This window comes from Micromonospora sp. CPCC 205561, from assembly GCF_036906775.1.
GTDB lineage: Bacteria > Actinomycetota > Actinomycetes > Mycobacteriales > Micromonosporaceae > Micromonospora.
Window position 1 is genome coordinate 242,761 of sequence record NZ_JBAKHV010000001.1, and the last position, 23,926, is coordinate 266,686.

Genomic DNA, 23,926 nt, shown 5'->3' on the forward strand with positions numbered 1-23,926 from the left:
CTCGCAAGCTCACTCCTCGCACGAGCAGTACCCTTGTTTGTCGTGACCGCTGCCGATTACGCCGAACAGCTCAAGGGCCTCGACGCCACCCTTCGAAACATCGAGGCGGTGCTCGACGTCGACCGGCTGCGCGAGGACAAGGCCCGCCTCGAGCGGGAGGCCTCCGCGCCCGACCTGTGGGACGACCAGGCCAAGGCGCAGCAGGTGACCTCCCAGTTGTCGTACGTCAACAGCGAGATCAGCAAGCTCGGCAGCCTCCGGTCCCAGCTCGACGACGCCAGGGTGCTGCTGGAGCTGGCCGAGGCCGAGGCCGACCCGGGGGTGCTGGTCGAGGTCGAGGGGGAGATCGCCGGGCTCTCCAAGGCCATCGAGGAGATGGAGGTCCGCACCCTGCTCTCCGGCGAGTACGACTCCCGGGAGGCGCTGGTCGCCATCCGGGCCGGCGCCGGCGGGGTGGACGCGGCGGACTTCGCCGAGATGCTGCTGCGGATGTACCTGCGCTGGGCGGAGCGGCACGGCTACCCGACGGAGGTCTACGAGACCTCCTACGCCGAGGAGGCGGGCCTCAAGTCGGCCACCTTCACGGTCAAGGTCCCCTACGCGTACGGCACGCTCAGCGTCGAGTCCGGCACCCACCGGCTGGTCCGGATCAGCCCCTTCGACAACCAGGGTCGCCGGCAGACCAGCTTCGCCGGCGTCGAGGTCCTGCCCGTGGTGGAGCAGACCGACAGCATCGAGATCCCCGAGAACGAGATGCGGATCGACGTCTACCGCTCCTCGGGCCCCGGCGGGCAGAGCGTCAACACCACCGACTCGGCCGTCCGGATCACGCACATCCCGACCGGCATCGTGGTCACCTGCCAGAACGAGAAGTCGCAGCTGCAGAACAAGGCCTCCGCGCTGCGGGTGCTCCAGGCCCGGCTGCTGGAGCGCAAGCGCCAGGAGGAGCAGGCCAAGATGCAGGGCCTGAAGACGGACGCCGCCGGCTCGTGGGGCGACCAGATGCGCTCGTACGTCCTGCACCCCTATCAGATGGTGAAGGATCTGCGGACCGAGCAGGAGACGGGCAATCCGACCGCGGTCTTCGACGGCGATCTGGACAAGTTCCTCGAGGCGGGCATCCGCTGGCGCAAGCAGCAGCAGCTCGCCGGCGACGCTGCGTGATCAACCGCGGGCGGAGCGCGTCATCGATCTCTCCGGTACGCCCGAAATAGATGACGCGCCTCGCAACGGCGGGGCGTGGGGCTTGGCTCCCCGGTTACACCGCGTAGACTCACCACCCGTGATTCAGCTTGAGCAAGTGACGAAGACGTACCCGAAGGCGTCCCGGCCTTCGCTCGACAACGTGTCCGTCTCGATCGAGAAGGGCGAGTTCGTCTTCTTCATCGGTCCATCCGGCTCCGGCAAGTCCACCATCATCAAGCTGCTGCTGCACGAGGTCGCGCCCAACAAGGGCCGGGTCGTCGTCAACAGCAAGGACGTCACGTCGATGCGTTCGTGGAAGCGACCCCACTTCCGACGCTCCATCGGCTGCGTGTTCCAGGACTTCCGGCTGCTGCCGAACCGCACCGCGTACGAGAACGTGGCGTTCGCCCTCGAGGTGATCGGCAAGACCAAGGCGGTCGCCCGCCGGGTCGTGCCGGAGGTGCTGGAGCTGGTCGGGCTCGGCGGCAAGGAGCACCGCTACCCGCACGAGCTCTCCGGGGGCGAGCAGCAGCGGGTGGCGGTGGCCAGGGCGTTCGTGAACCGACCGCTGATCCTGCTCGCGGACGAGCCGACCGGAAACCTCGACCCGGACACCTCGATCGAGATCATGCGCCTGCTGGACCGGATCAACCGCACCGGCACGACCGTCGTGATGGTCACGCACGACTCCAACATCGTGAACCAGATGCGCCGCCGGGTCATCGAGATCGAGAGTGGCCGCATCGTGCGCGACCAGGCCCGCGGCGTCTACGGCTGAGCCGACGCCACCCCTGCGCAGCCTGACGACGAACACCTCATGCCGGAGACCCGGAGGAAATCCCGATGCGCGTGAAATACGTCCTGTCCGAGGTACTGGTCGGACTGTGGCGCAACGTGACCATGACCATCGCGATGATCATCACGATGGCGGTCTCGCTGACCATGCTCGGCGCCAGCGGTCTCATGTACCGCCAGGTCGACGACATGAAGGACCTGTACTACAAGAACATCCAGGTCTCGATCTTCCTCGACCAGGAGGTGAGCCCCGAGCAGCGTGACGCGCTGGCCGCCAAGCTGGAGGGCGACCCGCTGGTCAAGGAGAGCATCTACGTCAACAAGGACGAGGCGTACAAGCGCTTCCAGGAGATGTTCCAGGACGCTCCTGACCTGCTCAGCGCCGTCAAGGCGGACAGCCTGCCCGAGTCCTTCCGGCTCACGCTGAACAACCCGGAGCAGTACAAGAGCATCTACGACCAGTACAAGGAGGCCGAGGGCGTCGACGAGATCGTCGACCAGAGCCGGCTGCTGGACAAGATCTTCGACATCCTCACCTCGATCCAGAACATCGCCCTGGCGGCCGCGATCGTGATGGCCATCGCCGCGTTGCTGCTGGTCGCCAACACGATCCAGGTGGCGGCGTACAGCAAGCGGCGCGAGGTCGCGGTCATGAAGCTGGTCGGCGCGTCGAACTGGTTCATCCAGGCGCCGTTCGTGCTGGAGGCCGTGGTCGCCGGCCTGATCGGCTCGCTGCTCGGCCTGGTGGCCCTCATCGCGGCGAAGTACCTGCTCTTCGACGGCTCGCTCCAGGCGCTCCAGGGTCTGCTCTCCCCGATCGGCTGGGGCGACATCCTGGTGGTGTTCCCCTTGATGGCCGGCGTCGGCGGCGTGGTCAGCGCGGTCACCGCCTGGGTCACCCTCCGCTTCTACCTGCGGGTCTAGCTTCCGTTCGCCCCGACCAGGGGCCCTCCCGCGCCAGGAATAAACGGCGCGGGAGGGCTCTTGTCGTTCGGGTAGCATGATCTCCGCCCGCGGCCGGTCACCTCCGGCGCGGAGCACCGGAAAGGGGGTGGCGCCGATGCCACGGGAAAAGGGACGCAAGGTCGTCGCCTCCAACAAGAAGGCCCGGCACGACTACTCGATCCTCGACACCTACGAGGCGGGCATGGCGCTGACCGGCACCGAGGTCAAGTCGCTGCGGGCCGGGCGCGCGTCGCTGGTCGACGCGTTCGCGCAGGAACGCAACGGCGAGCTCTACCTGCACGGCATGCACATCCCCGAGTACACGCAGGGCACCTGGACCAACCACGAGCCCCGGCGGACCCGCAAGCTGCTGCTCAACCGCCTGGAGATCGACCGGCTGATCGGCAAGACACGCGAGGGCGGCCTGACCATGGTGCCGTTGCAGGTCTACTTCTCCGACGGCTGGGCGAAGGTCGAGATCGCCCTGGCCAAGGGCAAGAAGTCGTACGACAAGCGGCAGGACCTCGCCAAGCGGGACGCGGACCGGGAGATCGCCCGGGTCGCCGGCCGGCGCGGCAAGGGGATGGACGACTGATCTGTCCGCTCGTGTCCGGTTCGGCGTGTCCGGCCGGCACCTCGGGATGAAACCCGTTGCGGCAGGCGTTAGGCTTGGTGGTGCCGCCGACAGGGGCGGCCCGTCGAGGGGGTGACTGGTTTCGACTTCGTACGTTGCGGCAGGGGAAGCGAGCCGAGGAAGCCGACGTCGTCTCGAGAATCGGTCGTCGGAAACCAATAAGCGCCAAGAACAATCGCGCTGACTTCGCTCTCGCCGCCTGAGGCGAGTAGTGAGTCTGTCGGCCTGGGAGTGCCTTCGACCCAGTTAGCCGGCATCAGCTAGGAGGCTGGCCAATCGGACCCGGTCGCGGGGTCCGTGCGGCGAGATCAATCAGCGACTGGGCCCGTCACACCGACTCGCTCGCGTGATCGGAGGGGCCGAGTAGAGGCACAGCGAGCTGCGCTCGGAGAAGCCCTGTCAAACCGGCGAAGGACCCGGGTTCGATTCCCGGCACCTCCACCACCAGCGATGCGCCCCGGTCCAGCGGACCGGGGCGCATCGTCGTGTCGGGCGGGGGAACCGGCGGGGGCGGGCCGGCGTCCAACCGACATGCGCCGTACCGCCGCCCTGCTGGGCCTACCGCTGTTGATGATCGTCGCCGGTTGCGCCGCGGCCGGCACCGAGCCGGGCCCCGCCCCGGCCGGCTCCGACGCCGGCCAGGACGCGTTCGCGAAGCGGGCCACCGAGGTGGCCGGCGCGTGGCGGCCGGCACCGGTGTGGGGGAGCGGCTACGTGCCGTTGCAGGACCCGACCGTGCTGCTCGGCGACCCCGGCTTCACGCCGGAGACCGAGGCCGCCTTCCGCAGCGGCTGGTACCGCGACCAGGTCGATCTGCCGGCGGGGAAGCCCGCCGACGGCACCATCCGGTTCCCGGACGGCACGCTCACCGTGCCGCTGGTCGACGCCGCCACCGCGTACGGGGAACTCGACCACGGCGACCCGCCGCAGTGCACCGGCCGCCCGAAGGGTCCCGCCGGGCCCAAGTACCCCGGCCGCCCCGGGGCCGGCGGCCCCACCGTCGAGCCGGGGCCCGACGGCCCGGTCAGCAGCGCCCCGCAGGCCGGCTGCGTCCCGCTGACGGTCACGGCGGTCACGCTGGGCACCGCGCCGGTACGCACCAGCCGGGGCGAGGCCCAGGTGCCGGCCTGGCTGTTCACCGTGGAGGGGCTCTCCGCGCGGGTGGCGCGGCTGGCCGTGGCGCCGCAGGCCGTCACCGCCCCGTCCGCGCCGAGCGTGCCGGCCGCTCCGGCGCCGGAGGGCGTCCTCGGCGCCCAGGACCTACGCGCCGTGGACGGCGCCACGCTGACCTGGCGGCTCGGCGCCGGCGCCTGCGACTCCGGGTTCGCGCCGCTGGTACGGGAGACTGACGACGCGGTGGTGGTCGGCGGCAGCGCCGTGACCGCCACCGGCCCGTGCAACGCGATGCTGAAGCTCGAACCGGTCACCGCCACCCTGAAGGCGCCGCTCGGCGACCGGCCGGTCCTCGACGTGCTCACCGGCGCGCCGCTGCGGCTCACCCAGTTCTGACGGGCGGCCCGCGGCGGGCCCGTTCCGACCCGGGCCCGCGCCACGGGGGCGTGCCGGGCGCCGGCCAGCCGGGCGCCCGTCCCGTTACCGGCGGCGCGGTTCAGAGGAGCGGGGGCACCTCGGTGTCGACCGGCACCGGCAGCACCGTCGGGCCGTCCGCCCGCAGGCCGACGGCCAGGGCGTCGCCGAGCTGGTCCCCGGCCTCCACCACGGTGGCCGCGCAGCCGTAGCCGCGGGCGATGGCGGTGATGTCCAGCCCGGGCAGGTCCAGCCCGGGCACCCCCGGGGTGTCCTTGAACTCGGCGAAGGCCTTCAGGATGGCGTACTGCTGGTTGACCGGCACCACGACGACCAGGGGCAGGCGTAGTCGCGCGGCGGTCCAGAGGGCCTGCACCGAGTAGTGGAACGAGCCGTCCCCGATCACCGCGACGACCGGCCGGCCCCGGCCGGTGTCGCGCTGCGCCAACGCGATGCCGACCGCCGCCGGCAGGCCGTAGCCGAGGCCGCCGCTGGCCATCGTGTAGTACGACCCGGGGCGGGTGCTGGGCAGCCGGCGGCGCAGCGCCGGCAGGCTGGACGGCGACTCCTGGACCAGGATTCCGTCGGTGGGCCAGTGCCGGGCCAGCGCCGCGAAGAGCGCGTCCGGGGTGAGCGGCGGCGGCTCGGCCGGCGGTGGCGGGGCCGGGCGGGCCACCGGCGCCGGACGGCCGGCCGCCGGGAGCAGGTCGACCAGGGCGGCCAGGGCCAGTCCGGCGTCGCCGAGCAGGCTGTCGCCCACCGGGGCCCGCGCCGCCTCGTCCGGGTTGTCGGTGACGTGCAGCAGGCGGGCCCCGGCGGGCAGGTGGTCGCCCGGCACGTGGGGGTAGTAGCGGAACACCGGGGCCCCGACCACCAGCACGGTGTCGTGCCCTTCCAGCGCCTCCGACAGCGGGCCGATGGCGAACGGGAGCACCCCCCGGAAGTGCGGATGGTCCTCGGGGAAGGCGGCCCGCTCCGGCGCGGGGGCGGACCAGACCGGCGCGGCGAGCCGCTCGGCCAGCGCCACCGCCGCCGGCCAGCCGCCGGCCCGGTCCACGGCCGCGCCGAGCACCAGTACGGGCGCGCGGCTGGCCGCCAGCAGGGCGGCGAACTCGCGCAGCCGCCCGGGGTCGGGCGCGAACCGGGTGGCGACCGTCCGCACGGGCGGCGGCGGGTCGGCGGGCTGCGCCCAGTCGTCGAGGGGCAGCGAGAGGAAGACCGGCCCGGTGGGCGGCTGCACCGCGGTCGCGTAGGCCCGCATGAGCGCGGCCGGGACGTCCTGGGCACGGACCGGCTCGTAGCTCCACTTGACGTACGGCTCGGGCAGCTCGGTGGCCCGCCGGGCGGCCAGCCGCGGCTCGATCAGCAGCATCTCCCGGGTCTGCTGCCCGGCGGTGACGATCAGCGGGGTCCGGTTGTGCCACGCGGTGACGAGGTTGCCCATGCCGTTGCCGGTGCCGGGCGCGGTGTGCAGGTTCACGTGCGCCGGCCCGCCGGTGGCCTGGGCGTAGCCGTCCGCCATGCCCACGGCGGACGCCTCGTGCAGGGCGAGCACGTAGTGGAAGTCGTCCGGGAAGTCCCGCAGGAACGGCTCCTCGGTGGAGCCCGGGTTGCCGAAGACGGTGGTCAGGCCGAGGGCGCGGAGCAGGTCGTACGTGGTGTCGCGGACCGTTGCCATCGCCTCCCAACCTATCGGGCGACATCGGGCGTCCCGGGCCTTTCGCCGTGGCCGCCGGGCGCGGTCCGGGACGGCGCGCTTCATGATCGCGCGGTCCGGGGGCGGCGCGGTCCGGGGCGGCGCGCCTCGTCAGGGCAGCGCGAAGGGCAGGGTGATCCCGTCCAGCGCCCGCCCGCAGCCGCAGTCGCGCTCCGCCGGCAGCGCGGAGACCGCCTCCAGCAGCAGGCCCCGTAACCGGTCGGTGTTCTCGCCGAAGACCCGGAACACCTCCTCGTGCGTCACCGCCTCACCGCCCGCCACGCCCGCGTCGTGGTCGGTGACCAGCGCGATCGAGGAGTAGCAGAGGGCCAGCTCGCGGGCGAGCACCGCCTCCGGGTGGCCCGTCATGTTGACCACCGCGCCGCCGATCGAGGCGTACCACCGCGACTCGGCGCGGGTGGAGAAGCGCGGCCCCTCGACCACCACCACCGTGCCGCCGTCGACCGCCGGCACGTCCCGGCGGGCCGCCGCGGCGAGCAGGGTGCGCCGGCCGGCCGGGCAGTACGGGTCGGCGAAGGAGACGTGCACCGCGCCCCGGTCGTAGTAGGTCTGCACCCGCCCGCTGGTGCGGTCGATGAGCTGGTCCGGCACCACGAACGTGCCCGGCCCCAGCTCCGGGCGCAGCCCGCCCACGGCGCACGGGGCGAGCACCTGCCGCACGCCGAGGGAGCGCAGCGCCCAGAGGTTGGCCCGGTAGGGGATCAGGTGCGGCGGGAAGCGGTGGTCCCGGCCGTGGCGGGGCAGGAACGCCACCCGCCGACCGCCCAGCTCCGCGATGGTGACGGCGTCCGACGGCGGGCCGTACGGCGTCTCCACCTCGTGCTCGGTGGCGCCGTCGAGCAGCGCGTAGAGCCCCGAACCACCGATCACCGCGAGTTCCGCCGTGGCGTCCACCGGCCCGCCCTCCCCGTCCGTAGATCAACCGCACGTCAGACCTTAGCCACCGCACCGGAGGCAGGCTATGGTGCCAGGCATGGCGTTAACAGCGCGGATGACACCGGTGCCCCCGGGCGTCCCGGTCCGGTCGGTCTGACGGGTGTCCGGCATGCAGGGAGAGGGGCGGGCGATCGGCGGCGGGCGGGCAACAGGGTCGATGACCGGGCGGCTGCTGGTCGCGACTCCGGCCCTGAAGGACCCGAACTTCGACCGTACGGTGGTGCTGCTGGTGGCCCACGAGCCCGCCGGCGCCCTCGGCGTGGTGCTCAACCGGGCCACCGAGGTGCCGGTCGCCGACGTGCTCGGCGACTGGAGCGACCTGGCCCGCGAACCGGCGGTGCTCTTCGAGGGTGGGCCCGTGCAGCCCGACTCGGCGATCTGCGTGGCCCGGCTGCGCCACCCGACGCAGCGGGCCCGGGGTTTCCAGCAGGTCTCCGGGGCGGTCGGCACCCTCGACCTCTCCGCGGACCCGGGGCCGCTGCGGGAGAACTTCGCCGGCCTCCGGGTCTTCGCCGGCTACTCCGGGTGGGGCTCGGGGCAGTTGGAGCAGGAGATCGAGGAGGGCTCCTGGTTCGTGCTGGACGCGCTCCCCGGCGACGCCTTCGTCGACCGGCCGGACGACCTGTGGCCCATGGTGCTGCGCCGCCAGGGCGGCATGATGGCGGCGGTCGCGCACTTCCCGCCGGACGTGGCGCTCAACTGAGCACCGGGCCCCCGCGAGATGACCATGCGGAGGTCGCTGTGTATAGTTCTCTCGTGCCCGGGCAACCGGGTGAGGCAAGGGGCCGTGGCGCAGCTGGTAGCGCACCACACTGGCAGTGTGGGGGTCAGGGGTTCGAGTCCCCTCGGCTCCACCCTTGCGGAACGCCCTGGTCGGAGACTGGCTCTCCCGCCAGGGCGTTTCCTCGTTTCTGCCGCTCTGGCAGACCGTGCCAGAGCGGGCGCTGACCGTCGCGGCCCTGACCGGGGTGGCACTCGATCGCCGGCCCGCGCGCCGTGCTCCGCACGGTGCGACGCGGCAGCCAGGAAGCGGATCGAATAGGGGGGGTCGCCCCCCTTGCCCGGCCGACGACTGGCGTCGTCAACCGACCCCCGGTGCGCCCGCGGGGGCCCGTGCCCCCGGGACGGCTCGGTGATGCCCGCCTGCCCGGGGCGCTCGGGACCCCGCGGGCGGGAAGACCGGCGCGAGCGCGTGCCAGCGGTCACCCGTGTATCGGCGTACATCGACCCCTATTCCCTGTCTGGGCACTTGTCGGCGGAGGCGGCCATCTCGTGAACTAGCCATCACGGCAACCCGATCCCGGGTTGCACGGCTGAAGGGAGTCACGATGGCCATCAAGGACATCATGGAGTCGCTGGACGAGCTGAACGGCCCGGCCGTTCAGGCCACCAGCGAGGAGCTCATGCTCGCCGCCGCCGACATCAAGGTCGACGACATGTTCGACTACGAGCGGCCGATGGTGCACAGCAACATCAACGAGGCGTGAGTCTGATCTCTCGGCTCCACTAGGCCAGGGGAGCCTTCCGCGCCGAGCCGGCGCGGAAGGCGCTCCCCGCCCCGCCACCGCCACCGTCCGATCCCGCGGCGGCCGACCGCCGGACAGGCGAGGACGTGGCGACGACGCGGCCAGCCCGGCGCGTACCCGCCGACCCCGGCGCCGTCGCCGCTCCCGTCCGACGATCCGCAACGTCCACCGCCGCTGTGACCGATTGGATCCGACGTGCCCACCCCGCATCCCCTCACCCGCCTGGTCCGCGAGGCCGACGTCTTCGGCGAGCGGAACTGGAACAGCCGCCACGTCCTGCTGAAGCAGGCCCTGCCGCTGTCGGCGTTCATCGACGAGGACGAGCTTCAGCGCATCATCGACATGCCGCTGTTCCGCCGGCCCTACTTCTCCGTGCTGAAGGAGGGCGTCTGGGCCAACCCCGAGCGGGTCACCCGGACCGAGACGCGGGACGGGGTCGAGATCGAGGGTCTCGCCAACCCGACCGGGATCCGGCAGGCGCTCAAGCAGGGCGCGACGCTGAAGCTCAACCAGCTCGAGGACTGGCACCGGCCGACCCGCGACCTCGTCCGCGAGATCGAGACGCTGGTTCCGGCCGAGGTCAAGTCGTACATGTTCTACACGCCGCAGGACAACACGGGGATGCTGCCGCACCGCGACGGCTCCCACGTGCTGGCCGTGCAGCTCACCGGGCGCAAGGAGTGGCGGCTCTACGCCTCCCAGATCGACGGCCGGCCCGGCCTCGACGTGGACCCGGACGCCCAGACCCACGAGTTCGTGATGGACCCGGGCGACGTGCTGTACCTGCCGCACGGCTACCCGCACGCCGCCACCGCCCGCGGCGGCAGCTCCCTGCACCTGACGCTGACCATCACCGAGCCCGGTCCGCTGGAGCTGATCGAGGCGCTCCTCGCGACCTTCACCGAGGAGAACGACTACCTGATGCGGCACCATCCGCGGATGCGTGTCGACGACAAGGCGGCGGCCGTCTCGCGGGCGTTGCTCGCCCACCTCGACGAGGTCGAGTCCGGCCGGCTGGTGGAGCAGGCCCTGGGCCAGATGCGTCGGAGGATCGTGTGATGTCGAACCCGTCCGTGTCGTCCGTCGACACCCCCCAGCGGCCGGCCGTACGCAGCCTCGCCGATCTGGTCGGCCCGCCCCGGGAGTTCCTCGACGACGTCTGGGGGGTCTTCCCCCGCCAGTACCGCGCCGAGACCGCCGCCGGTCTGCTGACGAGCCGCCGGATTTGGGACGAGCTGGACTGCGGCCTCGTCGTACGCCCCTTCGTGCGGCTGGTGGCCGCCGGCGACCCGGTGCCGTACGAGGAGTTCTGCCACACCCGCAACGTGGTGAACAACCCGCTCGTCGGCTACCCCGACGCCGTGGTCGTCCGGCACCGCCACGACGGCGGCGCCACCGTCGTGCTGGACCGGCCCGAACGGTGGAGCACCGACGTCGCCGACCTCGTCGCCGGCCTCGCCTCCTTCTTCCGGGCGGAGGTCTGGTCGACGGCGTTCCTGACGCCGCCCGGGGCCGCGGCCGACCTGGCCGCCGACCCCGCCGCCCACTGCTTCGTCGTCCAGCTGGAAGGGGCGACGTCGTGGTCGCTCGCGTCCACCCTGGGCGACGAGCGCGAGGCGGTCCCGGGCGGGCTGGCCGCCCCGACGCTCCGGCCCGGCGACGTCCTGTACCTGCCGGCCGGCACGACCGGCGGCGCGACGGCGGGGGACAACGGTGCCCTGCACCTCGTCGTCGGGGTACGGGAGGTGGCCGCGCGCCGGCTGGCGGAACTGATGCTCGCCGTGTTCCTCAAGGGGCCGGTGGCCGAGGCCGCCGCCGTCGACCACCACACGATGACGCTCGACGAGAAGGTTTCCTGGCTGCGCGGCGCGCTCCGGGAGCACCTGGCCGGGCTGGACCTGGGCAAGGTCGTGGAGCTGGCCCGTCGGCAGCAGGGGCGATGACCGGTCAGTGCCACCCGTCCGGCGCGCGACGTCCCAGGAGCACGCCCCGGGCGCGGGCCGAGCGCCGATGACGGGGCACGACCGTCGCCCGGGGGAGAAGCTGTTCGAACTGATCAGCGGGCAGCGGCGCGTCCAGCACGCGCAGCGCTGGGGCACGGACCTGCTGGTCGAGGTCGAGACCCGGCGGCCGGGCCGGACCCACCTGGTGCCGTACCTGCTCCGCTACTCCCTCGACGCCGAGGGCCGGTGGACGATGACCCACGCCCACGGCTCGGCCACCCGGGCGCGCGTCGTGGACGCGGAGCGCTACCTGTACCTGGGCCCGGCTGCGGAGAGCGACCGGACGGGCGGCCCGGTGATCTGGTCGTACCGTGCCGGCGCGGCGACGCCGGGCGACGCCACCGAGCTGTTCGCGCCGCCGCGCGGGGTGGTGGCGTTCGCCGCCGCCGGAGCCGTGGCGGTCGCCGTGGTCTGGGCGGACCCGCGGTCGGAGTCGCTCGCCGCGGACCGGACGCGCCACGAGGCGTGGCGGGCCTCGGGCGAGCACCTGCACCTGGCCGGGCGTAATCTCTGGCCCCAACTCGGCCACCGTCCCGACCACGCGGTGCCGCGCCTGGTCCGCGTCCCGCTCGACCGTACGCGGGAACCCGACCTGCTCGCCCCGCGGCTGGCCGCCGACGTGGAACTCACCGGCGAGGTCGAACTGACCCCCGACGGGGCGTGGTGCGCGGCCGGCCTCGTCCATCTCCTCCGCGACGGGCACCGCCGGTTCGGTCTGTACGTCTTCGCGGTCGACCGGCCGGAGGCGGGCCGGTCGGTCTGGGCCGGGCGGGACCTCTCCGCCCCCGTCGCGTCGCCGGACGGCGCCTGGTTCGCGTGCACCGCCGAGCTGGTGGCCACCCCCGAGGTCGCGCCGCACCAGGGGGTGGCCCTCGTCTCCTCGGACGGCGCCTCCGTCGTCGACGTGGCGACGGGGGACGACCTGTGGCTCACGCCCCGGGCCTGGCACGGCGCGGGCGAACTGCTCTGCCTTGGCGAGCGGGACGGCCGCCGGCTGCTGTGGCGGCTGGACCCGAGCACCGCCGCACCGGTGGCGGTCGGCCTTCCCGGCTCGGCCCAGTCCGTGGCAGTCGACGGCGACCACGCGCTGGTCGTCCGCTCCGACATCGGCACCCCGCCGGAGCTGGTGTCCGTCCCGCTCGACGCGGCGCCGCCCGCGCCGCCCCGGGTCCTGCTCGCCCCCGCCGGGGCCGCGCGGTCGCGCCGGCGCCCGGAGCGCCGCACGGTACGGGCCGGGGACGGCACGTCGTGGTCGAGCTGGCTCTGCCTGCCCGACAGCGAGGACGGCGGCCCCTGGCCGGTCCTGGTCTGGTGCCACGGCGGGCCGCTGCTGAGCTGGACCGACTGGTCCTGGCGGTGGAACCCGTGGCCGTTCGTGGCGGAGGGCTACGCGGTCCTGATGATCGACCCGCCGCTCTCCCTCGGCTACGGGCGGCAGGCGGTGGCCCGTGGCTGGGGACGATGGCGTACGGAGGTGGCCCGCGTCGCGGCGGAGCAGGTCCGCGCGGTCTTGGCCGCCGACCCGAGGCTGGACGGCACGCGCACGGCGGTGATGGGCGCCAGCTTCGGCGGGTGGCTGTCCCTGGCGCTCGGCACGCTGCTGCCCGACGTCCGGCTCGTCGTGAGCCACGCGGGCTGGGTGGAGCTGGCCGCCGTCGCGCGGACCTGCGACCTGCACTGGCACTGGCTGCGCGAGTACGGGCCCGTGGAGTCGTCCGAGGCGTACGCCCGGGAGACGGTGCGGCTCACCGAGCTGGACCGGCGGACGCGGGTGCTGCTGTCGCACGGCGTCCGCGACGGCCACGTGCCGGTCTACGAGGCGCTCGGAATACACCGGAGCCTCGACGCCCGGGGCCACGACGTCGGGCTGATGCTCCTGCCCGACGAGGGCCACAGCATCAGACGACCCGAGAACGTCCTGTCCTGGTTCGACTGGGTCAGGCGGGCATGCGACGAGAACGTGGCCCCGGCCGGTTGGCGAGACGAGGACCGACGGCATGACGGATGAACGCAGGATCGGGCGGCCCGCCGCCCCCCGCGACCACTGGCTGACCGACCCGCTGGCGGACTCCGCCGGCGCGACCGGCACGTCCCTGCGGGTGCGGTCGCTGGCGGAGACCGAGGCCGTCGCCCGGCAGTGGCTGGAGCCGTGCGGCATCACCCGGATCGCCGACGTGACCGACCTCGACCGGGTGGGCATCCCGGTGTTCCACAGCGTCCGGCCCGCCGCCGCGCCGGGGCTGAACACCGTCACCAGCGGCAAGGGGACGACCGTCGCCGCGGCCCGGGTGTCGGCCATGATGGAGGCCATCGAGCGCTCCTGGTGCGAGCCGTACGACGACGTCCCACCCGTCGCGTCGTACGCGGAGCTGACGGAGCGCGGAACGGCCGCCCTGGACCCGCGCCGGCTGATGCTGCGCCGCTCGCACACCTGGTCCGAGGAGGCGCCCATCGGGTGGTGGCCGGCGCGGGAGCTGGTCGGCGGCAGCGAGGTCCTCGTGCCGGCGCTCGCCGTCCTCACCCCGTACGCCCACGAGCACGGCATGTTCAGCTCGAACACGATCGGGCTCGCCGTCGGCAACAGCCCGCAGGAGGCCCTGCTGCACGGCCTGCTCGAACTGGTCGAGCACGACTGCGCCGCCTTCGGCGAGGTGCTCAAGCAGGCGTGGAGCGTACCCGTGGAGTCACTGCCGCCCGGGCCGACCGCACTGGTCGAACGGTTCGCCGCGGCGGGCGTCGAGGTGCGGGTCTTCCTGTACCTGACCGACACCGGCATCCCCACCGTGCACGTCACCACGGAGGACACCCACGCCCAGGACGGGATGCTCTTCAACGGCGGCGCGGGCTGCCACCTCGACCCGGAGGTGGCCCTCACCCGCGCCCTCACCGAGGCGGCGCAGTCCCGGCTCAACGTCATCGCCGGTGCCCGCGAGGACTTCGACCAGCAGGCGTACCGGCGGCACACCTCGTACGAGCAGCTGCGCGACCGGTACGCGTCGTGGGCGTCGGGGCGGGACCAGATGGACTTCGACCAGATCCGGGCCGCGAGCACCGGCACCACCGCCGGCGACCTGGAACGGGTCGTCGAGGCGCTGTTCGGCATCGGCGCGCGGACCATCCTGGCGACGGAACTCGCCCCGTCCCGGCTGCCGTTCTCCGTCACCAAGGTGATCGTGCCCGGGCTGGAGGTCTTCCACGAGGACCGGGAACGCATCGGGCCCCGGATGCACCGCGCGCTGACCCGGCTCGGCCTGGCGGGGGCGCTGTCGTGACCGGCCCGTCGACCGCCGCCGGCGGCCCGCAGCGGGCCGTCACCGTGTTCACCGGCCCCTCCCTGCGCCCCGACGACCGGAGCCGGCTGCGGGAGCTGGCCACGGCCAACGGGGTACGCCTGGACGTCCGGCCGCCCGTGCGCCGCCACGACCTGCTCGCGCTGCGGGACCTGCCGGCCGACCATCGCGTGCTGATGCTCGACGGCGAGTTCGGCCAGAACCTGGCGGTCAGCGTCACGGAGATCCGTGCCGTGCTGCGGGCGGGGATCCGCCTGCACGGCGCCTCCTCGATGGGGGTGCTGCGGGCGGTGGAGTGCCGGACGCTCGGCATGACGGGCAGCGGCTGGGTCTACGAGCAGTACGCCTCCGGCCGCATCGAGTCCGACGCCGAGGTGGCGCTGCTGTTCGACCCGTACGACTTCCAGCCGGTGACCGTCCCACTGGTCAACCTCCGCTGGCTGATCGGGGAGAGGGTGCGCGCTGGGCGGATCACCACCGCCGGGGGGACCCTGGCGCTGGAGGTGGCCCGGGCGATCCACTACCGCGACCGCAGGCCCTCGGTGGTGGCGGCGCGCTGGCGCTCGCACCTGCCGCCGGAGGTCCGGGCGGTCCTGGAACCGGAACTCGACGAGGAGCGCATGGACGGCTGGGACCGCAAGCGGCTCGACGGCCTGGCGGCACTACGGGAGGCAGTGGGTGGGTAGGGTGCGGCACAAGCTGGCGCGTACGGCGGTCGGTCATCTCCGCGAGAGCCTCGTTCCCGAGGGGCGCGACGCGCGGCTGCTGGGCGCGCTCCACTTCGCCGACGCGGCGGGCAAGGGCGTGTTCCTCAGCGGCAGCGCCATCTACTTCACGTCGGTGACCGGCCTGTCGGCCACCCAGGTCGGCATCGGCCTCTCCGCGGCGGGCGCGTCCGGCTTCGTGGCCTCCCTGCTCCTCGGCGTCGCGGCCGACCGGGTCGGTGCCCGGCGGCTGCTGTTCGCCATGCTCGTCGCGCAGTCCGTCGGCTTCGCCCTGTATCCCCTGGTGGGCGGCGCCGCCGCGTTCTACGCCCTGGTCACCGCGGTGGGGTTCGCCGAGTACGGCGGCGGGCCCGCGTTCGGCTCCATCGTGGCCTCGCTGTTCGAGCCGAAGGACCGGGTCCGGGTGCGGGCGGTGCTGAGATCGCTGTTCAACCTGGGCTTCAGCCTGGGCAGCGGGGTGACGGCGCTGGCCGTGCTCCTCGGGGGCCCGGCGGTACGCGCGCTGCCCCTCGTCACCTGCGCCCTGCTCGCCGGCTCCGCCGCGCTGACCCTGCGGCTGCCGGCCGGTGGCACCGTGGCCGGCCCGTCGACCCGCTGGTTCGGCGCGGTGCGGGACGTGCGGTTCATGCGCGTCGTGGCCCTCTCGGCGCCGCTGGCGCTGCACGCCTCCATCATCCTGGTGGCCCTGCCGCTGTGGATCGTCACCCAGACCGACGCGCCGCCGGTGCTCGTGCCCATCCTGCTGGTCAGCAACACCGTCCTCGTCGTGCTGCTCCAGGTGCGGGCGAGCCGAGGCGCGGAGACCGTGCTGGGTGCGGCGTCGGTGGCGCGGCGCTCGGGGCTCTGGCTGGCCGGCGGCTGCCTGCTGGCCGCCGTGGCGGGCGTGCTCGGCAGCGTCTCGGCAGCCCTGCTGATCTGCGTGGCCATGCTGCTGCTCACCGTCGCCGAGTTGCAGCAGGCGGCTTCGGCGTGGGGCCTGGCCCACGGGCTCGCCCCGGAGTCGTCGCAGGCCGAGTACCTCGGCGCGTTCAACCTGCACGGCGTGGCGCAGAACGTGTTCGGGCCGGCGCTGCTGGTGGCCGCGCTCGGCGCGACCGGCCCGTGGGGATGGGTGATCGTCGCGGCGGTCGCGGCCGTGGCCGCGCTGCTCATCCCGGGCGCCGCCGCGGCGGCGCAACGCGTGGAGCCCGCCCCGGCTGCCGTACGGTGACCTGCCCGACCCCTGAGACGGAGATCATTGACGTGCGGCACACCCGGCTCATCTCGCCCGACGACGCCCCCGCGCTGACCGAGCGGCTGCGGGAGAACCGCGACTTCCTCGCCCCCTGGGACCCCCTACGCGACGACGCCTTCTTCACCCTCGACGCCCAGCGCGACGCGATCGCCCAGGCGCTCCAGGCGTACGACCGGGGCACGATGGTGCCGCTGGCCATCGTCGACGCCGACGACCGGCTGATCGGGCGCATCAACGTCAACGGCATCACCCGGGGCGCGTTCCAGTCGGCGGCGATCGGCTACTGGGTGGGCGCGTCGCACAACGGTCGGGGCGTGGCGACCGGCGCGGTGGCGGAGGTCGCGGAGCTGGCCTTCGGCGAGCTGGGACTGCACCGCCTCCAGGCGGAGACGCTCATCCACAACACGGCGTCCCAGCGGGTGCTGACCCGCAACGGCTTCGTCCCGTACGGCATCGCGCCGCAGTACCTGAAGATCGCGGGCGAGTGGCAGGACCACATCCTCTACCAGTTGCTGGCCCCGGCCGGCTGACGTGGAGCTGACGACATGAAGCACCGGAACCTGGGCCGCAGCGGGCTCAAGGTCAGTGAGATCGCCTACGGCGGCTGGATCAGCCGCACCGAGGGCGAGGCGTTGGAGGTGGCGCGGGCCGCCGTGGACGCGGGCATCACCACGTTCGACACGGCGGACGTCTACGGCGGCACCCGGGCCGAGGTGGTGCTGGGCGCGGTGCTCAAGCACGTCCGGCGGGAGTCGGTCGAGGTCTGCACGAAGGTCTTCGCCCGGGTCGGGCCCGGCGCGAACGACCGGGGCCTGTCCCGCAAGCACATCATGGAGGCGGCGCACGCCTCGCTGCGCCGGTTGCGGGTGGACTACATCGACCTCTACCACGCCCACCGGTACGACCCGGACGTGCCGTTGCGGGAGACCCTGCGCGCCTTCGACGACCTGGTCCGGCAGGGCAAGGTGCTCTACGTCGGCGTCTCCGAGTGGACCGCCGACCAGATCGCCGACGCCCTGCGCATCGCCGACGAGCTGGGCCTCGACCGCATCGTCGCCAACCAGCCGCAGTACAACCTGCTCTGGCGGCCCGTCGAGGCCGAGGTGCTTCCGCTGTGCCTCCGGGAGGGCATCGGGCAGCTGGCCTGGTCCCCGCTCGCCCAGGGGCTGCTCACCGGCAAGTACGCCCCCGGCGCCCCGCCGCCGCCCGGTTCGCGGGCGGCCGGGCCGGTCCGACACAAGTTCGCCTCCGGGGGCCTGGCCGACGACGTGCTGTCCCGCATCGCCGAGCTCGGCACGCTCGCGGCCGACCGGGGCCTGTCGCCGACCCAGCTCGCCCTCGCCTGGGTGCTGCACCGCCCCGGCGTCGCCACGGCCATCGTGGGGGCCAGCAACCCGGATCAGGTCCGGCAGAGCGTGACCGCCTCGGGCGTCACCCTCGACGCCGAGACGCTGGACGAGATCGAGCGGATCATCGGCCCGGTCGTGGAGCGCGACCCGGGACGCATCCCGTCCCAGCCGGACGACTACCGGCGGGACCGGGCGGGCGGCGACGAGGCGGGGGTGGAGTGACGTGACGGACCGGCGGTTCGAGGACGTACACCGGCTCATGGAGATCATGCGCGGCGACGCGAAGCACGCCGAGGCGGCCGGGTCGACGCTCGACGCGCTCTGGGTGCTCTACGACCGCGTGCTGCGGGTGACCCCCGAGATGCGCGAGGACCGGGACCGGTTCTACCTCTCCAAGGGCCACGGCCCGATGGCCTACTACGCGGTGCTCGCCGCCAAGGGGTTCGTCGACCCGGTGGAGCTGTACCAGTTCGGCACGTTCCACTCCCAGCTGGGACACCACCCGGACCGGCTCAGGATCCCCGGAGTCGAGATCTCCAGTGGCTCGCTCGGGCACGGGCTGCCCCTGGCCATCGGTTCCGCGCTGGCGTTCCGGGCCCGTGGCCTCGCCGACCCCACGTTCTGGGTCCTGCTCGGCGACGGCGAGCTGGACGAGGGCTCCAACGCGGAGGCGATCGCCTTCGCGGGCCGGCAGAACCTGGACAGCCTGCACGTCGTCGTGGTCGACAACCACTCGGCCAGCCTCGGCTGGCCCGGGGGCGTGGAGGCGCGCTTCGCCCTGGAGAACTGGTCCACCGCGCGGGTGGACGGCAGGAACCACGACGAGCTGTACGCGGCGTACCGGGCGCCGCACCCGGGGCAGCCCCGGCTGGTGGTGGCGGACGTCGGAAGCGCCGCCGACCGCCGGGCCGGTGGGCAGCGGAGCGCTGCCGGCGGCACGTCGACCGACGGAGGGAGCTGAGTCATGGCCGGTGTCATGCGGGAACGGTTCGTGGCGGTGGCGGGGGCCCTGCTCGACGAGCGGCCCGACCTCGCCGTACTCACCGCGGACCTCAGCTCGGAGATGTTCGCCCCCGCCCGGCGGCGGCACCCGGACCGGGTGGTCAACGTCGGCATCCGCGAGCAGCTGCTCGTCGGCGTGGCCGGGGGCATGTCGCTGGCGGGGATGCGCCCCATCGCGCACAGCTTCGCCCCGTTCCTCGTCGAGCGGCCCTTCGAGCAGATCAAGCTCGACCTGAACCACCAGGGGGTGGGGGCGATCCTGGTCAGCGCGGGCGCCTCGTACGACATCGCCAGCGGCGGCCGTACCCACCAGGCCCCGGCCGACGTGGCGCTGCTGAACACCCTGCCGGACTGGACGGTGCACGTGCCCGGCCACGCGGACGAGGTCGAGCGGCAGCTGCGCCGCGCCGCCGCCGGCCGGGACCTGGTCTACCTCCGGCTGTCGAACCAGTCCAACCGGCAGGCGTACGACGACGACGGCGCCCCCGGCTTCCGTACCCTGCGCCGGGGCACCCGGGGAACCGTGGTCGCCGTGGGACCGCTGTGCGACACCGTCCTCGCCGCGACCGAGGGCCTGGACGTCACCGTGCTGTACGCGGCCACCCTCCGTCCGTTCGACGCGGCGGCCGTGCGGCACGCGGTGGCCGGCCAGCGGGAGGTCGCTGTGGCCGTGGTGGAGCCGCTGCTGGAGGGCACCTCGGCGGGGGAGCTGACGCGGGCCCTCGCGGACGTGCCGAGCCGGATCCTGTCGGTCGGGGTCGCCCGGGAGGAGTTGCGCGCGTACGGCACCGCCACCCAGCACGCGATCGCGCACGGTCTCGACGCGGCCGGCGTGCGCCGTCGCCTCGGCGCGTTCCTCGCCCCCGCCGGCTGACCCCGCCCGGGGGCGGCGGAGTCAACCGAGGTGGCGCTCGATCTCGGCCAGCTCCTCGGCACCGAGGTCGAGGTTGTCCAGGGCGGCGACGTTCGCCTCCAGCTGCGGCACGCTGCTCGCCCCGATGATCAGGCTGGTCATCCGCGGGTCGCGCAGCGCCCAGGCGAGCGCGAGCTGCGCCAGCGACTGGCCGCGCCGCTCGGCGATCGCGCCGAGCGCCCGGATGGTGGCCATCCTCTCCTCGCCGAGGTCGCTCTCGTCGAGGAAGACGCTGGTGCGTACCCGGGAGTCCGCCGGGATGCCACCCAGGTAGCGGTCGGTGAGCAGCCCCTGGGCGAGCGGACTGTAGGCGATGCAGCCCGCGCCGACGCGCTCCAGCGTGTCCAGCAGGCCGTCGTCCTCCGTCCAGCGGTTGAGCATCGAGTACGACGGCTGGTTGATCAGCAGCGGCGTACCCAGGTCGCGCAGGATCGCCGCGGCCCGCGCGGTCTGCTCGGAGTCGTAGTTGGAGACGCCGACGTAGCGCGCCTTGCCGGAGCGGACGGCGGCGTCGAGGGCGCCCATCGTCTCCTCCAGCGGGGTGTCCGGGTCGAAGCGGTGCGAGTAGAAGACGTCGACGTGGTCCAGCCCGAGGCGGCGCAGCGACTGGTCCAGCGAGGAGAGCAGGTACTTCCGGGAACCCCACTCCCCGTACGGGCCGGGCCACATCAGGTAGCCGGCCTTGGTGGAGACGACCAGCTCGTCGCGGTACGGCTTCAGGTCGGTGCCGAGGATCCGGCCGAAGTTCTCCTCCGCGGCGCCCGGCGGCGGCCCGTAGTTGTTGGCCAGGTCGAAGTGCGTCACGCCGAGGTCGAAGGCGCGCCGGACGATGTTCCGCTGCCGCTCGAACGGCCGGTCCGGGCCGAAGTTGTGCCAAAGCCCGAGCGAGATCGCCGGCAGCCGCAGCCCGCTGCGTCCGCTGCGCCGGTAGGTCATCTGGTCGTAGCGCTGGTCCGCGGCGAGATACGTCACGAGCGAGACCATATCTCCGCCGGCACCGGCCGCGCGCGGCGATCCGGCCTGCCGCGACGGGCGCCGGGGTAGTTTCGGGACCATGCGTTTCGTCCAGCTCGACACCCCGAAGCCCCTGTCCAAGATCGGCCTCGGCACCTGGCAGTTCGGGTCCCGGGAGTGGGGCTACGGTCCCGAGTACGAGCGCCGGGCCGCCGACATCGTCCGGCGCGCCGTCGAGCTCGGCATCACCGTCTTCGACACCGCCGAGCTGTACGGCTTCGGCCGCAGCGAGCGGATCCTCGGCGAGGCGCTCGGCGACGACCGGCCGAAGGTGGTGCTCGCCACCAAGATCTTCCCGATCCTGCCGGTCGCCCCGGTGGTGCAGCAGCGGGCGGTCGCCTCGGCCGCCCGGCTCGGCGTCACCCACCTCGACCTCTACCAGGTGCACCAGGCCAACCCGCTGGTCGCCGACCACACCACCATGCGCGGCATGCGCGCGTTGCAGGACGTCGGGCTGGTCGGCGAGGTCGGCGTCAGCAACTACGGCCTGCGCCGCTGGCAGGTGGCCGAGGCGGCGCTCGGCCGGCGGGTGCTGAGCAACCAGGTCCGCTACAGCATGCTCGACCGCGGGCCCGAGCACGACCTGCTGCCGTACGCGAAGCAGGCCGGCCGCGTCGTCGTCGCGTACAGCCCGCTGGCCCAGGGCTTCCTCTCCGGCCGGTACGACGCGAAGAACCCGCCGAGCGGGGCGGTGCGCCGGGCCAACCCGTACTTCCTGCCGGAGAACCTGGAGCGCGGCGCGACGCTGATCGACACGCTGCGCCAGGTGGCCGACGCGCACGACGCCACGCCCAGCCAGATCGCCCTGGCCTACCTGCTGCGGCACCCGAACGTGCTGGCCATCCCCGGCGCCTCCGGCGTGGAGCAGGTCGAACGCAACGCCGCCGCCGCCGAGATCGACCTGGCCGACGACGAGCACGCCGCGCTCGCCCGGGCCGCCAGGGAGTTCCGCCCGGTCACCGGGCTGGCGGCGGCGCCCCGCCTGCTCCGGGCCCGGGTCGGACGCTGACCCGAGCGGCGTCCCCCGAGCCGCGTGCGGAGCCGGGTCGCCGCCGAGTTGGCCGTGCCGGCGTCGTCGCCTGCCGGCCGCGCCGGGCGTCGTCGCGCGGAACTTCGGCCGGGTCGCCGATCTCCCCGACGCGGGGGAGTCGGCGCGGGGCGGGACGGGGACAGAATGGGCGGGTGAAACCCGGCCCGGTCCTCGCCCCGCTGGTGGCCGGCAGCACCTGGCGGCGCGGCGTGTTCCTGCTGCTCGGCGGGGTGCTCGTGCTGCCGTACGTGCTGTTGGCGGCGGCGTTCGCCCAGATGCTGACCCGCTCGGACGCGCCCCGGCCGCTGGTGCTGGCCCTGCTCGCCGTCTCGGCGACCATCGCGGCGGTCCCGGTCTTCCTCGACGGCCCCCGGGCGTTGGAGATCGCCGCCGCGCGTGCCCTGCTCGGCGTCGACCTGCCGGACCCGGCGCCCGGGCACGCCGCCGACCGGGAGACCCGGCTGCGCTCGGCGCTCTGGATCGGGCTGCACCTGGTCAGCGGCGGGCTCGTGGTGGCCGCCCTGTTCAGCGCCGTGCCGATGGCGCTGGCCTTCATCGGGCAGCACTTCGGCCTCGACACCGGGATGACCGGCGGCGACCGGTTCGGGCCGTTCGACGGGCGGGACACCGGCTGGCTGACCCTCACCGCGATCGTCGTGCTGGTGGCGTTCGGCTACGCGGTGGCCGGGCTGGGCGCGTTGGCGGTGTCGATGGCGCCGGTGCTGCTCGGCCCGGCCCAGGCGGAACGGATCGCCGCCCTGGAGGCGCGCACCACCCGTCTCGCGGAGCGCAACCGGTTGGCCCGGGAGCTGCACGACTCGGTGGGCCACGCCCTCACCGTCGCCACCCTCCAGGCCGGCGCCGCCCGCGAGCTGCTCGACCGGGACCCGGAGTTCGTCCGGCGCGCGCTGGGCGCGATCGAGGAGGCGGGGCGGACCGCCATGGACGACCTGGACCACGTGCTGGGACTGCTCCGCGAGCCCGACGGCCGGTCGGCCGCGCCGGCGCCGCAGCGTACGCTCGCCGACCTGGACCGGCTGGTGGCCGACACCCGGGCGGCCGGCCTGCCGGTCGACGCCCGGCGCGGCGGGGACCCGGCCGACCTGCCGGCGGCGGTCTCCCGGGAGGGCTACCGGATCGTCCAGGAGGGGCTGACCAACGCGGCCCGGCACGGCCGGGGCCCGGTCACGCTGCGCCTCGACGTGCACGCCGACGCGCTGGAGCTGGAACTGGACAACGCGGTGGGCCGGAGCCGCCGCGCCGACCCGGGGCGGGGCGGCCGGGGCCTGGACGGGATGCGGGAGCGGGTGCTGCTGCTCGGCGGCCGGCTGACCGTCGGGCCGGACGGCGACCGCTGGCGCATCCGGGTGCGACTGCCGTTCGAGGGGGCCCGATGACGACCGGAACCGCGCCGAGCACCGGCGTGCTGATCGTCGACGACGACGAGCTGATCCGGGTCGGGCTGCGGGCGATCCTCGACGCCCAGCCCGACCTGCGGGTGCTCGGCGAGGCCACCGACGGCGCGGAGGTGCCGCCGCTGGTCGCCCGGCTCCGCCCCCGGGTGGTGCTGATGGACGTGCGGATGCCCGGCATCGACGGCATCCAGGCCACCCGGCGACTGCTCGCCACCTCGGCCGACCCGCCGCGGGTGCTGGTGGTCACCACGTTCGCCAACGACGAGTACGTCTACGACGCGCTCCGGGCCGGGGCCAGCGGGTTCCTGCTCAAGCGGGCCCGGCCCGCCGAGGTGGTGGAGGCGGTCCGGGTGGTGGCCAGGGGCGAGTCGCTGCTCTTCCCCGCCGCGATCCGGCGTCTCGCCGGGGCGTACGGGGCGCGGGGTGCCGACCGGCTGGCCGCCGCCCGGCTCACCGACCGGGAGGCCGAGGTGCTCCGGCTGATGACCACCGGACTGTCCAACCCGGAGATCGCCGCGCGCCTGGTGGTCGGGGTGGAGACCGTGAAGACCCACGTCGGCAACGTGCTCGCCAAGCTCGGCGTGCGCGACCGCACCCAGGCGGTGATCGCGGCGTACGAGTCAGGGTTCGTCACCCCGTCGGGCTGAGCGTTCCCTCCCGCGGGGGAGCCGGTTCACCGCCGCCCG

At 73.8% G+C, this 23,926-nt stretch carries 23 protein-coding genes, 1 tRNA gene and 1 other RNA gene; 22 read left to right on the top strand and 3 right to left on the bottom strand.

The features are described 5' to 3' along the window. Positions 1-42: 42 nt before the first annotated feature. From prfB to V6V16_RS01110, 6 genes are all read left to right on the top strand, one after another. Positions 43-1,164 carry a peptide chain release factor 2 gene (prfB, locus tag V6V16_RS01085; RefSeq protein WP_334558598.1) on the top strand — a complete coding sequence of 374 codons (1,122 nt, stop codon included), beginning with the start codon at positions 43-45 and terminating at the stop codon, positions 1,162-1,164. 118 nt (positions 1,165-1,282) lie between these two features. Beyond that, positions 1,283-1,963 (top strand): cell division ATP-binding protein FtsE, encoded by a 681-nt coding sequence (ftsE, locus tag V6V16_RS01090; protein ID WP_091622236.1) that lies wholly within the window; start codon positions 1,283-1,285, stop codon positions 1,961-1,963. Positions 1,964-2,028: 65 nt separating this feature from the next. Further along, positions 2,029-2,904: a permease-like cell division protein FtsX gene (gene ftsX, locus V6V16_RS01095; RefSeq protein ID WP_334558599.1), complete on the top strand. Its 876-nt coding sequence runs from the start codon at positions 2,029-2,031 to the stop codon at positions 2,902-2,904. 136 nt (positions 2,905-3,040) lie between these two features. After that, positions 3,041-3,520, top strand: a complete 480-nt coding sequence (gene smpB / locus V6V16_RS01100) for an SsrA-binding protein SmpB (protein ID WP_334558600.1) — start codon at positions 3,041-3,043, stop codon at positions 3,518-3,520. A gap of 107 nt (positions 3,521-3,627) precedes the next feature. Then, positions 3,628-4,003, top strand: a transfer-messenger RNA (tmRNA) gene (gene ssrA, locus V6V16_RS01105). 87 nt (positions 4,004-4,090) lie between these two features. Continuing rightward, entirely contained in the window at positions 4,091-5,068 is a 978-nt protein-coding gene (locus V6V16_RS01110) for a hypothetical protein (RefSeq protein ID WP_334558602.1), read from the top strand. Between the two features lie 100 nt (positions 5,069-5,168). Here the strand turns inward: V6V16_RS01110 and mdlC are convergent, their stop codons facing one another. Together mdlC and V6V16_RS01120 are read right to left on the bottom strand one after the other, a co-directional pair. Continuing rightward, entirely contained in the window at positions 5,169-6,764 is a 1,596-nt protein-coding gene (mdlC, locus tag V6V16_RS01115; RefSeq protein ID WP_334558603.1) for a benzoylformate decarboxylase, read from the bottom strand. A gap of 129 nt (positions 6,765-6,893) precedes the next feature. Further along, a complete protein-coding gene (locus V6V16_RS01120) occupies positions 6,894-7,697 on the bottom strand; it encodes an S-methyl-5'-thioadenosine phosphorylase (protein WP_334558605.1) in 804 nt (267 codons plus the stop codon). A 151-nt stretch (positions 7,698-7,848) separates the two neighbouring features. On the opposite strand from V6V16_RS01120, the gene V6V16_RS01125 reads away from it, so the two are divergent. The 13 genes from V6V16_RS01125 to V6V16_RS01185 all read left to right on the top strand — a co-directional run bounded on the left by V6V16_RS01125 (position 7,849) and on the right by V6V16_RS01185 (position 19,742). Further along, the gene (locus V6V16_RS01125; RefSeq protein ID WP_334558607.1) at positions 7,849-8,442 is read left to right on the top strand and encodes a YqgE/AlgH family protein; all 594 of its coding nucleotides are present in this window, start codon (positions 7,849-7,851) and stop codon (positions 8,440-8,442) included. A 78-nt stretch (positions 8,443-8,520) separates the two neighbouring features. Continuing rightward, positions 8,521-8,593 (top strand) — tRNA-Ala (locus V6V16_RS01130). A gap of 474 nt (positions 8,594-9,067) precedes the next feature. Next, entirely contained in the window at positions 9,068-9,226 is a 159-nt protein-coding gene (locus V6V16_RS01135) for a hypothetical protein (protein ID WP_334558608.1), read from the top strand. Positions 9,227-9,460: 234 nt separating this feature from the next. Beyond that, entirely contained in the window at positions 9,461-10,324 is an 864-nt protein-coding gene (locus V6V16_RS01140) for a JmjC domain-containing protein (protein ID WP_334558609.1), read from the top strand. Next, positions 10,324-11,208, top strand: coding sequence for a JmjC domain-containing protein (locus V6V16_RS01145; protein WP_334558610.1), 885 nt, complete (start codon positions 10,324-10,326; stop codon positions 11,206-11,208). Before V6V16_RS01140 ends, V6V16_RS01145 begins: the two co-directional genes overlap by 1 nt. A 67-nt stretch (positions 11,209-11,275) precedes the next feature. Continuing rightward, entirely contained in the window at positions 11,276-13,276 is a 2,001-nt protein-coding gene (locus V6V16_RS01150) for an alpha/beta hydrolase family protein (protein ID WP_334558612.1), read from the top strand. Beyond that, the gene (locus V6V16_RS01155; RefSeq protein WP_334558613.1) at positions 13,266-14,540 is read left to right on the top strand and encodes a YcaO-like family protein; all 1,275 of its coding nucleotides are present in this window, start codon (positions 13,266-13,268) and stop codon (positions 14,538-14,540) included. The genes V6V16_RS01150 and V6V16_RS01155 overlap by 11 nt, the downstream gene beginning before the upstream one ends. Next, entirely contained in the window at positions 14,537-15,244 is a 708-nt protein-coding gene (locus V6V16_RS01160) for a TfuA-like protein (RefSeq protein ID WP_334558614.1), read from the top strand. Before V6V16_RS01155 ends, V6V16_RS01160 begins: the two co-directional genes overlap by 4 nt. After that, positions 15,237-16,493, top strand: coding sequence for an MFS transporter (locus tag V6V16_RS01165; RefSeq protein ID WP_334558615.1), 1,257 nt, complete (start codon positions 15,237-15,239; stop codon positions 16,491-16,493). The genes V6V16_RS01160 and V6V16_RS01165 overlap by 8 nt, the downstream gene beginning before the upstream one ends. A gap of 32 nt (positions 16,494-16,525) precedes the next feature. Further along, positions 16,526-17,047 carry a GNAT family N-acetyltransferase gene (locus V6V16_RS01170; protein ID WP_334558617.1) on the top strand — a complete coding sequence of 174 codons (522 nt, stop codon included), beginning with the start codon at positions 16,526-16,528 and terminating at the stop codon, positions 17,045-17,047. 15 nt (positions 17,048-17,062) lie between these two features. Continuing rightward, positions 17,063-18,088: an aldo/keto reductase family protein gene (locus V6V16_RS01175; protein WP_334558618.1), complete on the top strand. Its 1,026-nt coding sequence runs from the start codon at positions 17,063-17,065 to the stop codon at positions 18,086-18,088. 46 nt (positions 18,089-18,134) lie between these two features. Further along, the gene (locus V6V16_RS01180) at positions 18,135-18,827 is read left to right on the top strand and encodes a thiamine pyrophosphate-dependent enzyme (RefSeq protein WP_334558997.1); all 693 of its coding nucleotides are present in this window, start codon (positions 18,135-18,137) and stop codon (positions 18,825-18,827) included. A 15-nt stretch (positions 18,828-18,842) separates the two neighbouring features. Then, positions 18,843-19,742: a transketolase family protein gene (locus tag V6V16_RS01185; RefSeq protein WP_334558998.1), complete on the top strand. Its 900-nt coding sequence runs from the start codon at positions 18,843-18,845 to the stop codon at positions 19,740-19,742. Positions 19,743-19,763: 21 nt separating this feature from the next. Here V6V16_RS01185 and mgrA read toward each other — a convergent pair whose 3' ends face one another. After that, positions 19,764-20,765, bottom strand: coding sequence for an L-glyceraldehyde 3-phosphate reductase (mgrA, locus tag V6V16_RS01190; protein ID WP_334558620.1), 1,002 nt, complete (start codon positions 20,763-20,765; stop codon positions 19,764-19,766). Between the two features lie 70 nt (positions 20,766-20,835). Here mgrA and V6V16_RS01195 point away from each other — a divergent pair, with 70 nt between their 5' ends. The 3 genes from V6V16_RS01195 to V6V16_RS01205 all read left to right on the top strand — a co-directional run bounded on the left by V6V16_RS01195 (position 20,836) and on the right by V6V16_RS01205 (position 23,887). Next, the gene (locus tag V6V16_RS01195; protein WP_334558622.1) at positions 20,836-21,804 is read left to right on the top strand and encodes an aldo/keto reductase; all 969 of its coding nucleotides are present in this window, start codon (positions 20,836-20,838) and stop codon (positions 21,802-21,804) included. A 173-nt stretch (positions 21,805-21,977) separates the two neighbouring features. Continuing rightward, positions 21,978-23,222, top strand: coding sequence for a sensor histidine kinase (locus V6V16_RS01200; RefSeq protein WP_334558624.1), 1,245 nt, complete (start codon positions 21,978-21,980; stop codon positions 23,220-23,222). Continuing rightward, positions 23,219-23,887, top strand: coding sequence for a response regulator transcription factor (locus tag V6V16_RS01205; protein ID WP_334558626.1), 669 nt, complete (start codon positions 23,219-23,221; stop codon positions 23,885-23,887). Before V6V16_RS01200 ends, V6V16_RS01205 begins: the two co-directional genes overlap by 4 nt. The last annotated feature ends 39 nt before the right edge of the window (positions 23,888-23,926 follow it).